The organism is Desulfofustis glycolicus DSM 9705 (genome assembly GCF_900130015.1).
Lineage (GTDB): Bacteria > Desulfobacterota > Desulfobulbia > Desulfobulbales > Desulfocapsaceae > Desulfofustis > Desulfofustis glycolicus.
In genome coordinates this window covers 1-13,543 of sequence record NZ_FQXS01000052.1, presented here as the reverse complement: position 1 = coordinate 13,543, position 13,543 = coordinate 1, and the positions used below count along the sequence as shown (strand labels likewise).

Sequence of the window (13,543 nt, the reverse complement as noted above, 5' to 3'; positions counted from 1 at the left end):
CCCCGTTCCAGGCTCTGCTTGAGCCGGTAGCTCTGCCATCGGCAGTTGACGATTTTGGCCTTATGGGTCAATCGGTCCAACAGGGCGGCGGTCATGCCCTGATCACCCAAGACCTGCGTCCAATCGGCAAAACCCAAGTTGGTGGTGATCATTACCGAGCCTTTCTCATGTCGCTCGGCTAGGATCTGGAAGAGTAACTCCGCACCCTCCCGGGAAAACGGGATATAGCCAAGCTCATTGAGGATGAGCAAATCATAACGGCTGTAACGCTGGATCAGTCGTTGCAGTCGGCGCTCCTCTCGGGCTTCGACCAACTCGTTTACCAGGCCGTAACAGGTGACAAAGCGGGTCTTATAATTATTCTTGCACGCTTAAATCTTTCAGGTTGGCCTTGAGTTCAAACAGGGCGGTCTCTTTCATAAGATACCTCCCAGTTGACCATACGGCATGATATCGGCGGGGGGCAACCGTTCCCAACCGGCCAGAGGCGTTGCCGGCTTGACAGTCTCATTGGCATAGACCAACAGATGCCGCACTCCCTCGCTGGAGCTGATGCCTTTCTCAAGAGCCAACTCCACCGCTGCTTCCACCTCAGACGCCGCATATTCACGATACAGCTTCAGGACCGTAATAAAATCCTTGATTCCTCGGGAATCGCCTCGGCTTTGGCACAAACGGTCCTGCAACTGTTGCAGGCATGCCGGCCAGCTCGGTTGCCACTGACGGATCGGCCGGGCACTGTGGAACGCCTACGGCCGCTGGTGCAGCAGATCCAGGTAATGATCCGCATCAAGCTGCCATTTGTTGCAACCATACAGTCGTTCATGGCTGGCCAGTCGGCGACTCTTGAGATGGATATCGACCCGGTCAACGCCAAGTACCACCGACACCTGCTGACCGGCGTAGCTGGTTGGTACCGAATAGTGATTCCGGTCGACCATTACGGTGCCGTATTTATCCACTTTCCCCACCTGCACCTGTTTGTTGCCAAACAGCGCCGCCGGCAGTGCCAGCAGGTGCTCTCGTTCCGCCTCGTGTAGTGCCGCCACCGACTGCTCGCGACCGGCCAGGACTGGCGACTGCCGTACGCCTGACACTGGGCCAGCAGCCTGGCGTTGAGCTCTTCGATGCTGGCGGCCTCCGGTACCGGTACCAGATAGTTGCGCCGGGCATAACCAACCAAGCCCTCAACGCCGCCTTTCTCGTTGCCCGCATTGGGGCTCGTAAATCGAGCTGTAAAGCTGTGGTATGCCCGGAACGTCCGGAACGACTCCTGCTCTAGGCGCTTCCTGCCCTGCAGCACCTTACGGACTGCCGTCGTTAAATTGTCATAGATCACCACCGCGAACACCCCGCCAAAAAACTGGAAGGCGTGCAGGTGGCCATCAAAAAAGGCCTGTTGGCGTTCACAGGGATAGGCACGGACAAAATGCTTGCCGGAGTACTTGGAGCGCATGCAAAAATACTTCACCTGCAAACGCTCCCCAGCAATGATCGCCGTGGCAGTCCCCCAGTCCACCTCGGCCTCGTAACCCGCCTCGGGATCACCGGGAATGAAGGTGCCGTGCAGGCAAAAACCAAGGCGCATCTTGGCTTGTCTGACGTAGCGCCGCACCGTCGATTCCCCACCCGCATAACCGTGCTCCTCGACAAGACGGTTATAAGTCCGCCGGCCGGTATGCCGCTGCTTCTTCGTCTCGGTCAGGTCGTGCTTGAGCCATTGCTCTATTACCTCCTGAAATGGTCCGAGTACGGGGAAGGGTTGTACCTCTCGTTCCGTATACCCCCACGGCTCACCCCGGAGGGCTTTCTTGATGGTGTTGCGGGCATTGTCCGGTCACGCGTGATAACTCGCTAATATTCTGATTGTAAACTCGGTGAGCCGTTCTAATTATCTCGTACTGATCCATCGTGAGCAATTCCTCCCCCTCCCTTGGTTATGGTTTGTATCCACACCATAACTCTAGGAGATTCTGTGCTCAGGGTGGTCAATATTCGGTTAGCACGATACCGTTTTCCTGGTCAATTTTAGGTTAGCATTGCCAAGCACTTCGCCGCCTCAGCTCTTTTTTGATTATTGGGGGTATGTTACGTCTCTCGCCTGAGATGAACACCTCTTTCCCGTTGAAGTTGCCTCTTTTCCCGGGCTTAATCGAAGCCTATCAGCTCCTGGTGGACTATTGCCGCTTTTATCGATATGATTTCAGTGTAAAGTTATTATTTTTTGATGTCGCTTTCATTTCTGGTCACACACCTCTGCTGGCAGACAAATAAGACCTGTCTCGTTTTTCAATGAGACGGGCCTGTTTTGCCCAGCAGGCGCACCTGTAAAAAAAGAGCTTATTGACATGGACAAGCGATACCTGCTGTACAAGTTCTGTCGGGACGGTAACCGTCATCTCATCACCTGGCTGACCGCCTCGGGGATGGAGGAGGCCAATTTGGCCGTGAAGGTGTTGCGCAAAAACCATCCCCAGGTCCCCGACCTTGTCCTGGGGAAGGGTGAGTTTTTCGAGGTACTCGAGGAAAGCCAGCTCAAACCGGGTGAATGGGAGGAAGCCATGCGAATTCTTGCAGGGCGCAAGGGTGGACTGGAAGCTGCCGCACCGTCCCCGGAAGACATCACCTAGCCCGTGCTCTTCCTCCCTGGTTGATCAACCTGCTCAACCGTAAACCCCGGATGTTGACTGCCTGGACATTACTGCAGCAGGCCTGAAAGTCCGTAGATAATGAGATATGCGGCAACGATATAGTTGAGGAATTTGGGAAAGACCAGGATGAGTATTCCTGCAACCAGGGAGATCAGGGGCTGCAAAGCGATATGAAGCGTCATGATATGTCTCCTGAATCTTAGTTCCTTACCTTGTCACCAGCATCTTCAATCTTCTCACCCGCTTCTTCGGCGGTATCTTCTATCGCGTCACCTGCTTCTTCCAAACCCTCTTGTGCTTCCTCCACGGCATTGTCTATTTTTTCTCCCGCTTGTTCGGCCGGTCCTTCACTCTCACAGGCCGTAAACACAAAAAGAGCGAGCAAGCAGAGCAACAGAGTAAGAATTTTCGGTATTTTCATGAGACACTCCTTTGGTTCAGTTTTATCCAACAATTGAATACAGTTGGAGATGTGATACGCTCACTACCTGCGAGGAGCCCATCTTTCCGGGTTACTTGATCCTGTGCAGGAATCACAAGCTCCTCATCAGGCCTGCCACTGGTTGAATCGGACGCAGTATCGCGTCATACTTTGGGTGGTCGACCGCGCAGTGCACCTGCCACCAGCGAAATGATGAGGAGAAGCAGGAATATAAAAAACAGGATCTTGGCAATCCCCGCCGCAGCTCCTGCTATTCCTCCAAAACCGAGAACTGCTGCGATAATTGCTATAATTAAGAAGGTAAGTGACCAACTCAGCATTTTGTCCTCCTTAGGGGCAGCTTGAAAAAGTCGGAATTTCGTTCAAGATCGAGGCGTGCACGAAAATTTTACCGCAGGCATATAATTGATATTGCGAGAATAAAATTTGATTGCGCAACGATGAGATTGGGTGAAACGACAATATTTTTTCAAGGTTCCCTTTTGTTGATTTGGTGCTACGGCGCTATGAACAGGTATCTGTCACGATGGAGTTATTACTTTTGCAGCGCCGTGCGAGTATGGTGAGGCATTTGCAAGCGACATACCAGGCAGGAGACGCCGAGAGCTTTAACCATGCTCATCGATATATTAATTATTGATTACATAATGTTAGGTCTTTGGCGTGGCATGACTCAGGTGGTCTCAGGGGAGCAGTTGTGGCGATGGGCGCTGGGCAATGTCTTAAAAAACAGGAATAGTCCAGGCATGCAGGATCACACCTGGAATGAAGGAGGTTGATGTTGATCTCTGGGGAGTATTTTGCTGAGGAGCATATATCGTGCTGCACTGAGAGCGGATCTTGCTGCTTTGTTTCAAGGGATTGTCGGGATGGAATAAACAGCTCGGAATGGTTATACTTTTCGCTAACGCGTGTAACGCGTCAGCTGCCTTTACGGGCAGCATGGTCGGGGGGAGGATTTATCGCAGCTGCTTCAGCGGCTGAAGGAGTTCTTCTTTCTGGCTCGTCGCACGGTATTCGAGCAAATATAAACGAGAGAGGTGTCGGAAATGGGAATTGAGGTAGGCGGTCTGTTTGGTCTTCTTATCCTGATAGCGGATGTCTGGGCAATTATCAGTGTGATACAGAGTCCGGCCGGTACCGGGGGAAAGGTATTGTGGGTCGTCCTCATTCTGGTGCTGCCGTTGCTCGGCCTGATTCTCTGGTTTCTGCTTGGTCCCAAGTCAGGCCATGGACGGGCACGGCGGTAAGCATTTTTTTTGGGGGGAGGCCGGTTACCATAGAACAACGATCAGCACCACTGCGCTGGTTTGCCGTTCCTCTCGGAGATCCAGCCTCTCATTACCAGCTGTTCAGAAAACGCCTGTTCGCCAGACATTGTTTCGCCGTCATGGTGCGTCGCGGATATCGTATATCCCGCCGGGCTCGATTTCCTCGCTCAGGAAAAGGCGGAGAACCTTATCGGCGGCCGCATCCGGCGGCGTCAATAGGCCCTTTTCGTGAAATTCGGTGAATTTGTGCAGGTTCGGGAAATCCGCTTCATCCGTGTTGCGGATTTTCTCCTGCATGGCCGTGTCCACGATGCCCGGCGCCACGGCGATGATCTTCACCGGGTTTGCCTGGCTCTTCTGTTCAAGGCCGGCGCACCGGGTGAACATGTCGAGGCCGGCCTTCGTGGTGCAGTAGCTTCCCCATCCGAAATACGGGTTCTTGGCAGCACCGCTGGAGATATTGAGTACCCGTCGATCAATCGAAAGATCCGCGGTGCGGTCGATAAACGCTGCAGTCAACAGCATGGGGGCCGCCAGGTTAATGTGCAGCGCCGCCATTACCGCTGTTCGGGGAGAGCGATCGACGGGTTTGACCGGGGCTACCGTGCCCGCGTTGTTGATCAGGGCCATGCGGGTTACCGTGGCGGTGTCCACGGCGCTCATCACCTGGTCCATAAGGTTGTCGATACCGGTCGTATCCTGAAGGTCATAGGCGATATACTCAAGAGAAACCCCTTTTTCCCGGGCCTGGTTCATGAGGCCTTCGTTTTCTGTCCGGGATATACAGAACAGGGTGTTTCCCTCCTGAAGAAGCTGTTTTGCAAAGCTTTCTCCCAATCCGCGCGATGTTCCGGTGATAATGTAATAATTCATGATGCCCCCTCTCTGTAGGGTTAAGCAGAGAAATTGGGGATGTCTCCTTTTTTCGTTGTTTCCCCCTTTCTCCATCTTCGTGTCGCGACAGGCGATATCTCCCCTGTCCGGAGGTCGGCGAGAGCGCCGGGCGGAAGACCATTTTTCTCTGTTTGGCCATGCAGTGTCACACGGTTTGACAGCATGACAAACACGTGCCATGAAAGCCGGTCGAACGCAAGAGGGGAATTCTGTGATCAGCCAACAATATCATGATTTGAAACAATAATTGATAAACGCTTACGTTCAGGTATATTCTTTCCCTCGTCTGTGGAGAAGTTTCCATTTCGGCAGAGCCGAACAACCAAAATCCAGCTCGGACCGGAGAAGACCATGTCTATCACCTGTACCCTGCACCGTTCTGAACCGGCGCACTTTCAATGTGACGAATGCGGCTCATCGCTCTGCGATGAATGTATCAGTCTTCGTGAAACGTCAGGATTCAGCGGGAAAAATCGTGACTATTTCTGTCCCGCCTGCGAGTTGCCGGCCCGGATGATCGGCCTGGGCAATGTCCTCGAACCGTTCTGGAACCGGCTTGGCGCTATTTTTCTCTACCCGTTGCAACCGGCGCCACTGCTGCTGACCCTGGTCCTGTCCATCATCGGGGCGTTGTTTGCCGGGTGGGGCATCGTCCAGTTGCTGGTCTGGATCGTCATGGTGAAATATGCCTACGCATCGCTGATTCATACCGCCCAGGGGAGTTTGCGGGCGCCGCCGGTTACGTGGGAGTTAATCAACCAGAACGTCCTGCAGGTGTTTAAGCAGTTCGTGGTTTTTGCCATCATCGCTGCTTGTGTCGGTTTTGTGGCGCCTTTTTCACCCATCGCCGCCGTTGCCTTGATCTTTGTCGTAGCCGCCTGTCTGCCGGCGATCATCATGATCCTGGTTGCGTCAAACTCGATTCTCCAGGCGGTCAATCCGGCGCTGTTTGTTCCGATCATTTTCAGGATCGGCTGGGCTTATCTGCTGATGTACCTCTTTCTGCTGTTTCTGCTTGGCGCGCCGACAGCGCTGTTCGCCGTGCTTCCGGTTGAACTCATTCACCCGAGGATTCTCTTTTTCCTGCAGCTCTTCCTGTCGCAACTCTATTCCATCATTTGCTATCACCTGATGGGATATGTGTTGCTCCAGTATCATGAGGAGATCGGTTATTCTGTTGATTATGAGTACTTCGCGGCCAACCGGGGAGGGAAGAAGCAGCTGAAAGCGAAGACCCAGGAGGCGGAGTTGGCTACCGGTCTTGCGCTATTGATCAAGGCCGGCAAATTCCAGGAAGCCATAGCGCGGCTTCGACCCGCTATCCTGGAGGACAACCCCGATCCGGAGTTATCCGAAAAGTTTTTTCAGCTGCTGAAAATGACCGGGGAAAAGAGCAAGGCCGAGCATTACGTGATCAGGCATTTCGAGGTAATGGCGACCAACGGGAAGAAGCAGAAAGCCATCGAGCTGTTCGATGAGGTGAAGCGTTCACCGGTTGGTGCGCCCAGCGGCAAGAGCGTATACCAGGTCGGGATCTGGCTCCAGGAGCGCAACCAATTCAAGAAAGCTCTCGAAGTATTCGCTTATTTCACCAAATACCATAAAAAGGATGCACGAGCCCCGGAAGTGTACTTCAACGTGGCCAAGTTACTCCATGAACAGGCCGACAACAGCGCCAAGGCCAAGCAGATTCTGCAGGGTATCCTGAAGACCTTCCCCCGTCACGAACTTGTTCCGCAGGTGCGCGAATATCTGGCGGTGCTTGCCTGACAGAAACGGACGCCACTACATGAAACGGTCCATCCCGTTTTATCCCGTCGATAGCTCCGCCAGTCGATTCTTGGCAAGAGAGCATTCAGCGGAGATCGGGTAACGGCTGGCCAGGACCGAATAACACTTGCGTGCCTCAGCCGGACGATTGTGCTGCCGGAATCCGTCGCCGAGGGTGAGCAGGAACCCGGGGAGGTTGGTACTGCCGGGCTGCCGCTTAAGCAGGGCGGCGACCAGGGGAGCCGCCTTCAGGTGCTGCCGTTTCTTCAGATACAGATAGCTCAGGGTTTCAAGCATATCGATGGTGAGTTGCGGCTGCTTTGTCGTCGCCCGATAGTCCTCGAATAACTCAAGATACTCTTCCGGCACACTATTTTTCAGACGGTTCAGTAAACGGTGGGCACTTTCGTGAAACCGTTCGCTATCGGCGCTTCCCTTGTCAATGACATACAGTTGCCTGATTGCCTGTAAATTGTTGGGATCGATGGCGAGAACCTTCTCGAAATCGGTGCGGGCGCCGATGAAGTCGAAATCAACGAGCCGTTTCAGGCCGCTTTCCAGATAACTGTCAACGTCTTGCTTCTGCTCCGCCTTGGCAAACAAGGCGTCGATGCGCTGTCGCAGGAAACGTTTATAGACCGCACCGATCGCGACTCCCGACAGCAATCCCCCGATATGGGCCACGTAGGCGACATTGCTGTTTTGATTGGTGTACAATTGGAAAAACTCGTTGATCAGCCAGATCGGAAACAGGACCAGGGCCGGCATCATCGCGTAATTAAAATAAAACCCAAGCGAGTAAAAGACCCGGATCCGGCGCAGTCCGAAAACCACGCCGTAGGCGCCCATCAGCCCGGAAATGGCCCCTGAAGCGCCGACCAGCGGACCGGGAACGTTTGGATAGACAATGCCGAAGAGGAGTGAGGAGCAGACACCGGTCACCAAATAGAGGACAATAAAAAAACCTCGGCCGATGGCCGCTTCGAGCATCGAACCGACCAGGTAGAGGAACACCATGTTTCCGAGCAAGTGCATAAAGCCACCGTGCATGAACATGTAGGTGAATAGTCCGGCGGTGTTGTCTCGTTTCGGGGAGTACCCGAAACGGTAGGAACCGGCCTTGTTTCGCTGTTGCTCGAAAGCAGTCCGCTTGCTTTGCCATTCCTGGTAGCGGGGATCGGCGGCGGCGATTGCCCGGCCGCTTTCGATCAATTCCTGAAAGCCGTCATCGGAGAACATGCGGCGCAGCAGCACCTGCCGCTGTCTTTCGCCGTCGAGATCAGCATCGACGACCAACTCGCCTTCTTTTTCCAAGTAGGCCCGGTACGCATCAAGCTCCAGGTCGAGCAGCCCCGATTCCTCGTAATACTCGTATGCAGCAGCGGTGACCCGGGTATCCTCGGGAATCAGGAAAAAATAGAGCAGACTGTTGATAACGATCAGCGCAATGCAGAGAAACGGGACTCTTTTTTCTCCGGTCCCGGTGAGTACCGGTACGATCAGCATAGCGCCTCTCCGTAAGCGTGAGGAAACGTGGTAGAGCCAATATGTGCGGGCGGGTTACAGGTCATGCCGGAACAAGAATAATCTGTTGCCGAGCAAGCATTACCTGCTCCGCGGAAAATGATCTATTATCTGTTTAAAGAAAATCGATCTCGCCGTGCACAGCCGCCGGCGGCCAGATTTTCACGACCCCGAAACAACCGGGAAAAAGATGCCGGCAAGACTGCCGGCATACAATATATGACTAAAATTTCATAAGGATAAACGATCATGCTCTCGTTACAACAGCAGTATAATCTCGTGCCGGGCAGATACGCAAAAGAAATGGCCTCCGTTTCGGTACTGCCGCACCTTAAAAGTATGGTCGTAGATCTGGCCACCTATTCATGGAAAGGGGTGTCCGCTCTGCAGCGGAGCGGACAACGAATCTTCCGAAAAGGCCCCAGATTGCCGAAGGCAATTTGAACCACGTCATTCGGTAACGACCCGTCAGTCTTTCACAAGTGCTGCACGGTTTTTTAGCGGCCACCTCCGTTGCGGGAGGTGGCCGTTGTTTTCTGTGCCGACTCGGGCACCAATCGGCTCGTGGTTTGCGGTGTCAAAACGTGTTGCCGTCGAGATACTGCAGGAATCGTTTCAGCGTCGGCGCGGCTCCTTGCCCCTCAGGATAGGCGCAGACAAGGTTTCGAGCAGCCCACTTGTCTGCCAGCCGCAGCATTTTCAGGTTCTCATTGGTCACATGCGGCTGCAGATCCCGCTCACCAATGATGCCAAGTCCCAAACCCGCTTCAACGCATCGTATAAGGGAATTTATCCGCTGTACCATAACCGATGATTTTGTCGGCATCCTGTGTCTCTTCCTCGCCTCGGAGACAAGTTCATCGAGAACTCCTCCTTCATGAAACGAGACATTTTCATAGCGGAGGGTGTCGGCGAAGAATACGGAATCGGAATCGCAATGTTCCAGAAACAGCGGATGATCTTTGTGGCCGACCACCCATACCTGGTCAGCCTTGAATGGCTTGAGTTCAAATCCCGTCGTGTCGACCGAGTCGTAGATGATGGCCAGGTCCAAGACATCTTCCCGCAAAAACCGCACACCCTGCCGGGAGAAAATTTCCTGCACGGTTACATGTATTTCAGGGTTTTCCTTTTTGAACCGGGCGATAATAAATGGCAGGACTCCGGCCATAGCCCGTGGGATGGCGGCAAGCCGCAATTCACCGGCCTCGCCTTCGGCAAAACGTTTCAGGTCCGCCCGCACCTCGGCATATTTGTGCAACAACTGCTCGCAGTGGTTTGCAAACGTCTGGCCGGCCGGCGTAAGATGAGTGCCTGATGGCGTTCTGGAAATGAGCACGATGCCAAGTTCCCGTTCAAGATCGCTTATCCGGCGGGATGCGGCAGATGCCGCGATGTGTTCATTCCTGGCGGCCGCGCCGATGCTGCCCAAACGGGAAACCGCCAGGAACACGCGCATGGTGACGATGTCGAAACTTTCCATGATGTTATTTTTTTGGCCGTTGGTTGAAAATCCATGCCGCTCTGTGCCGGGCGGTTCAGTAATTCAAATGTAATTTCATCATTATGTCGGTCTGCTTTTCGTTTCCCAAGATGAAAATGTGTTTGCCGAATTCCTGGAAGCCGATTTTCTTGTAAAAGCGTAGTGCCCTCGGGTTCTTTTCCCAAACACCGAGCCAAATATATTCGATCTCGTTTTGCTTTGAGATCTCGAGGGCTTTCTCGTAGAGCAGTTTTCCGACATTTTTTCCATGATACGCTTTTAGAACATAAATCCGTTCGATTTCAAGCGAATGGCTGTCCCGAATTTCTGTTTGCGACGCTCCACTATTTACTTTGAGATAGCCGATTGCCTGGTCATCGATGAGGGCAAAATAAAATTGTGAATTGGGATCATTCAACTCGTCTGTCAGTTTTTCAACAGAAAACCCGTTAGCCAGATAGTCTGCGATGTTCTCTTCGCTGTTATCGTCAGAGAACGCCTCGGCAAACGTCGATCTACAGATTTCCTGCAGCTGTCCGATGTTGTCCTGCGATACCTTTTTGATTTCAATGCGCTGCATGTCAATGCGATACGGTCTTTAAGCCGATAATTGATAGAATCAATGTCGTCAGGAAAAGAAGTCTCAAGAAATTTGTGGGTTCTTTAAACACAAAGATTCCAACTAGTACTGTTCCAACTGCGCCGATACCTGTCCAGACAGCATAAGCGGTTCCGATCGGCAACGTTTGCGTCGCTTTGACGAGAAGGCCCATACTGATACTGAGCGTTACGAGGAATCCCGCAAGCCATAAATACGTTTCGTTTCCGGTTGCTTCTTTTGCCTTACCCAAACAGAAGGTGAACGATACCTCAAAAAGTCCGGCAAAAAACAAGATGAGCCAATTCATTTTTCTGAGTAGTGAATAATTTTTTGGTTCTTCGTCGTTTCAAGTGGATTTGATATCGTAAGATTAAATCCACAGGAAATGACGAAGAACCATGGAGAAGTATGATGTTCAGCCGCTGATTGTTTTCTTCCTCAACAAGGTTATTTCTTTTGGAGTGCGTCTCGAATCTCTGTTAATAATACTTCTTCCTTGGAAGGGGCAGGAGGTTCAGCTGGAGCCTCTTCTTCTTTTTGTTTTAATGAATTCATCGTCTTGATGACCATGAAAATGGCAAAAGCAATTATGACAAAATCAAATACGGTCTGGATAAAATTGCCGTAATTTATTGTGATCGCAGCTGTATCACCCACTGCTTCTTTAATGGTTATTGCAAGGTTTGAGAAATTCACCCCACCTATTATGAGACCGAGAGGAGGCATGATAACATCAGCGACAAATGAAGATACAATTTTCCCGAATGCCCCTCCGATTACTATACCAACAGCCATATCAATAACATTGCCCCGCATTGCAAATGTCTTGAATTCTTGCATCATGCCCATAGCTATCCCTCCATTAGGTTATCACCGTTTTGAACGATATGTTCGTCGGTGCGTTTCAGAGCGTCCAGCGATTGAAACGAGCGGAGTGAATCAACTCGTTATGTTTTTCACTCATTGCTTGTAAACGCAAGCTTAACCCCAAAAAACAGCATAGCACTTCCTAACGCCTTATTGATAAATTGCTTTGACTTGCTAAAGAATTCTTTGACCAACTTTTGTGAGATAATGACGGATAACAAGACAAACCAGAGTGTGATTAACACGATGCTTTCAATGCCATACAATAATTTTACCAATTGATCACTCTCTGTTGGGATAACAACACTATAAAAAGATATAAAAAACAACGGGGCTTTTGGGTTTAATAAATTGCACAGGAAACCTTGTTGAAATGCCTGCCATTTCAAGAGTTTTTTCTTGTGATCTATTTCTGATATTGTATCTTCACTTTCTTTTGAAAAAATGCTTTTAATACCTAAGTAGCACAAATACATTGCTCCTAAATACTTAAGAATACAAAAGATAAAAATTGATTTTGATATCAAAAGTGCTAACCCCATTAAGCTGTATGTAGTGTGTGCAACAAGACTCCCACCAATACCTAAAGCAGTGAAAAGAGCGGTTGTTCTTGAATACAGAATGGAATTTCTCACTATGATAGCAAAGTCAGCACCAGGTGAGATGGCTACTAAAAGTATAAAACTTGTTATTCCAATGAATTCCAACATTGTCTGACCTCTGTTCCGATTGAGTTTATTTGTGTCATATTTTTCAGAGCATAACGGCCAGGATCAGGAGCGCGTATTGTGCGTCTGGCTGAATCTGTTTGATGTCCTTGCGTTGCCGATTATCCAGGATTGTGAAGCGGCTACGCGCTCCTGATCCTGGCCGATGTTCCCGCGCAGCGGGGACATCGTTGAATTCACTGGTTTCGCGCTGTTTGCGAAATCCGGTGAAATGACTGGTGTACGCCCGGCATGGGCGTGATCTTATGGGGTGCAAGTCCCCTGTATGTAAACCCTGATACTGTTGTGATAACAGGATCATAAATACGAGCCGATGGCAAGGGCGATCTCGTGAGAGATCGTCCGGAGGAAGCCGGAGTGCACAGTTATGGGCCGACGAACAGAAATGGCATACAAGGCCGAGTTTCCGGGTAAGTCAGCACAACAATGCAGCAATTACATCCGCCACGGTTATCGCGTGGCGGTGGATGCCGACCTGGCCACGTTTTTCGACACCGTGGATCACGATATCCTGATGAACCGGGTAGCCGGGAAGGTCCGTGACAAACGGGTGCTTCAGCTGATCGGTCGGTACCTGCGAGCCGGCGTGATGATCGATGGGCGCCGCCAAGACACCGTACGCGGTGTTCCTCAGGGTGGCCCACTTTCACCGCTGCTGGCTAACATCCTACTGGATGACCTGGATAAGGAACTGGAACGGCGCGGCCACCGTTTTGCCAGATACGCCGACGACTTCGTGATACTGGTAAGGAGTCGGCGGGCAGGTAAGCGGGTGATGGCCAGCATCTGCCGGTTTCTTTCCACCACGCTCAAACTCGCCATCAACCGTGAGAAAAGCACGGTGGCCTCGACCAACGAGATCACCTTCCTTGGCTTTGCCTTCAAAGGCTCCGCAATCCGCTGGTCTAATTCTAATAAGGCGTTTGTTCGTTTCAAACAGCGCCTGAAAGAATTAACCGGTGTTGCTTTTCACAATAAATGAACATCGTTTTCCTGATTATTTTGACAGCGTTGTCTGATTATTTTGCTGCTGCCCCCCCGGCCGGCGTCGCTGAAGCGCCGGCCAAGGGGCAAGCCGAGTACTGATGGGCAGTTCGTTTATCAGATCAGAACGGCACGTCCCGTTCCTGCTCGGGATCTTCGATCAGATGACCATCCTGGTCGGCGGCCATGAGTCGGCACTGATCTCTGACGAGTGCCCCAAGGTATTCGGTCAGTTCGAGTAGTTCGGAGAGGAAGTGGATAGTTTGTTCGGCTTTCATTGGGATGCTCCTTCGGTGAGAGGTGATTAGAAGAGTTCCGAGTCGGCCAG

General features: G+C 51.7%; 18 protein-coding genes and 1 pseudogene. 4 read left to right on the top strand and 15 right to left on the bottom strand.

Translation table 11 applies throughout. The features are described from left to right. The 4 genes from BUC26_RS21720 to istA all read right to left on the bottom strand — a co-directional run. A partial coding sequence (locus BUC26_RS21720; RefSeq protein ID WP_425267090.1) for an ATP-binding protein occupies positions 1–314 on the bottom strand: 314 nt, incomplete at its 3' end. A gap of 102 nt (positions 315–416) precedes the next feature. Continuing rightward, positions 417–674: a hypothetical protein gene (locus tag BUC26_RS23990; protein WP_208609873.1), complete on the bottom strand. Its 258-nt coding sequence runs from the start codon at positions 672–674 to the stop codon at positions 417–419. Positions 675–749: 75 nt separating this feature from the next. After that, on the bottom strand, positions 750–962 hold the full coding sequence (locus BUC26_RS23985) for a Mu transposase domain-containing protein (RefSeq protein ID WP_208609872.1): 213 nt from the start codon (positions 960–962) through the stop codon (positions 750–752). Then, positions 941–1,816 (bottom strand): IS21 family transposase, encoded by an 876-nt coding sequence (istA, locus tag BUC26_RS23980; RefSeq protein ID WP_208609874.1) that lies wholly within the window; start codon positions 1,814–1,816, stop codon positions 941–943. The genes BUC26_RS23985 and istA overlap by 22 nt, the downstream gene beginning before the upstream one ends. 532 nt (positions 1,817–2,348) lie before the next feature. On the opposite strand from istA, the gene BUC26_RS21710 reads away from it, so the two are divergent. Then, positions 2,349–2,630: a hypothetical protein gene (locus tag BUC26_RS21710; RefSeq protein WP_073379417.1), complete on the top strand. Its 282-nt coding sequence runs from the start codon at positions 2,349–2,351 to the stop codon at positions 2,628–2,630. A gap of 68 nt (positions 2,631–2,698) precedes the next feature. On the opposite strand, the gene BUC26_RS21705 is transcribed toward BUC26_RS21710, so the two are convergent. From BUC26_RS21705 to BUC26_RS21695, 3 genes are all read right to left on the bottom strand, one after another. After that, positions 2,699–2,833, bottom strand: a complete 135-nt coding sequence (locus BUC26_RS21705) for a DUF3096 domain-containing protein (protein ID WP_073379415.1) — start codon at positions 2,831–2,833, stop codon at positions 2,699–2,701. A gap of 17 nt (positions 2,834–2,850) precedes the next feature. Beyond that, positions 2,851–3,072: a hypothetical protein gene (locus BUC26_RS21700; protein WP_073379413.1), complete on the bottom strand. Its 222-nt coding sequence runs from the start codon at positions 3,070–3,072 to the stop codon at positions 2,851–2,853. A gap of 164 nt (positions 3,073–3,236) precedes the next feature. Then, the gene (locus tag BUC26_RS21695) at positions 3,237–3,413 is read right to left on the bottom strand and encodes a DUF1328 family protein (protein WP_073379411.1); all 177 of its coding nucleotides are present in this window, start codon (positions 3,411–3,413) and stop codon (positions 3,237–3,239) included. Positions 3,414–4,142: 729 nt separating this feature from the next. Here BUC26_RS21695 and BUC26_RS21690 point away from each other — a divergent pair. Next, entirely contained in the window at positions 4,143–4,343 is a 201-nt protein-coding gene (locus BUC26_RS21690) for a PLDc N-terminal domain-containing protein (protein ID WP_073379409.1), read from the top strand. 138 nt (positions 4,344–4,481) lie between these two features. Here BUC26_RS21690 and BUC26_RS21685 read toward each other — a convergent pair whose 3' ends face one another. Beyond that, positions 4,482–5,237 carry a (S)-benzoin forming benzil reductase gene (locus BUC26_RS21685; RefSeq protein ID WP_073379407.1) on the bottom strand — a complete coding sequence of 252 codons (756 nt, stop codon included), beginning with the start codon at positions 5,235–5,237 and terminating at the stop codon, positions 4,482–4,484. Positions 5,238–5,609: 372 nt separating this feature from the next. Between BUC26_RS21685 and BUC26_RS21680 the strand changes: the two genes are divergently transcribed. Then, complete coding sequence (locus BUC26_RS21680) at positions 5,610–7,028, top strand: B-box zinc finger protein (RefSeq protein ID WP_073379406.1); 1,419 nt, start codon at positions 5,610–5,612, stop codon at positions 7,026–7,028. Positions 7,029–7,067: 39 nt separating this feature from the next. Here the strand turns inward: BUC26_RS21680 and BUC26_RS21675 are convergent, their stop codons facing one another. The 6 genes from BUC26_RS21675 to BUC26_RS21645 all read right to left on the bottom strand — a co-directional run bounded on the left by BUC26_RS21675 (position 7,068) and on the right by BUC26_RS21645 (position 12,213). Continuing rightward, complete coding sequence (locus BUC26_RS21675; RefSeq protein ID WP_073379405.1) at positions 7,068–8,534, bottom strand: rhomboid family intramembrane serine protease; 1,467 nt, start codon at positions 8,532–8,534, stop codon at positions 7,068–7,070. 595 nt (positions 8,535–9,129) lie between these two features. After that, positions 9,130–10,035 carry a LysR family transcriptional regulator gene (locus BUC26_RS21665; RefSeq protein WP_073379402.1) on the bottom strand — a complete coding sequence of 302 codons (906 nt, stop codon included), beginning with the start codon at positions 10,033–10,035 and terminating at the stop codon, positions 9,130–9,132. 55 nt (positions 10,036–10,090) lie between these two features. Beyond that, entirely contained in the window at positions 10,091–10,615 is a 525-nt protein-coding gene (locus BUC26_RS21660) for a GNAT family N-acetyltransferase (RefSeq protein WP_073379400.1), read from the bottom strand. A gap of 1 nt (position 10,616) precedes the next feature. Then, on the bottom strand, positions 10,617–10,943 hold the full coding sequence (locus BUC26_RS21655; RefSeq protein ID WP_073379398.1) for a DMT family transporter: 327 nt from the start codon (positions 10,941–10,943) through the stop codon (positions 10,617–10,619). A gap of 140 nt (positions 10,944–11,083) precedes the next feature. Further along, the gene (mscL, locus tag BUC26_RS21650; protein WP_073379396.1) at positions 11,084–11,485 is read right to left on the bottom strand and encodes a large-conductance mechanosensitive channel protein MscL; all 402 of its coding nucleotides are present in this window, start codon (positions 11,483–11,485) and stop codon (positions 11,084–11,086) included. A 107-nt stretch (positions 11,486–11,592) separates the two neighbouring features. Next, positions 11,593–12,213 carry a LysE family transporter gene (locus BUC26_RS21645; RefSeq protein ID WP_073379394.1) on the bottom strand — a complete coding sequence of 207 codons (621 nt, stop codon included), beginning with the start codon at positions 12,211–12,213 and terminating at the stop codon, positions 11,593–11,595. 424 nt (positions 12,214–12,637) lie between these two features. Here BUC26_RS21645 and BUC26_RS21640 point away from each other — a divergent pair. Further along, positions 12,638–13,192, top strand: a pseudogene (locus tag BUC26_RS21640) (reverse transcriptase domain-containing protein); the annotation flags it as partial. Between the two features lie 145 nt (positions 13,193–13,337). Here BUC26_RS21640 and BUC26_RS23495 read toward each other — a convergent pair. Next, entirely contained in the window at positions 13,338–13,493 is a 156-nt protein-coding gene (locus tag BUC26_RS23495; RefSeq protein WP_153307098.1) for a hypothetical protein, read from the bottom strand. Between the last annotated feature and the right edge of the window lie 50 nt (positions 13,494–13,543).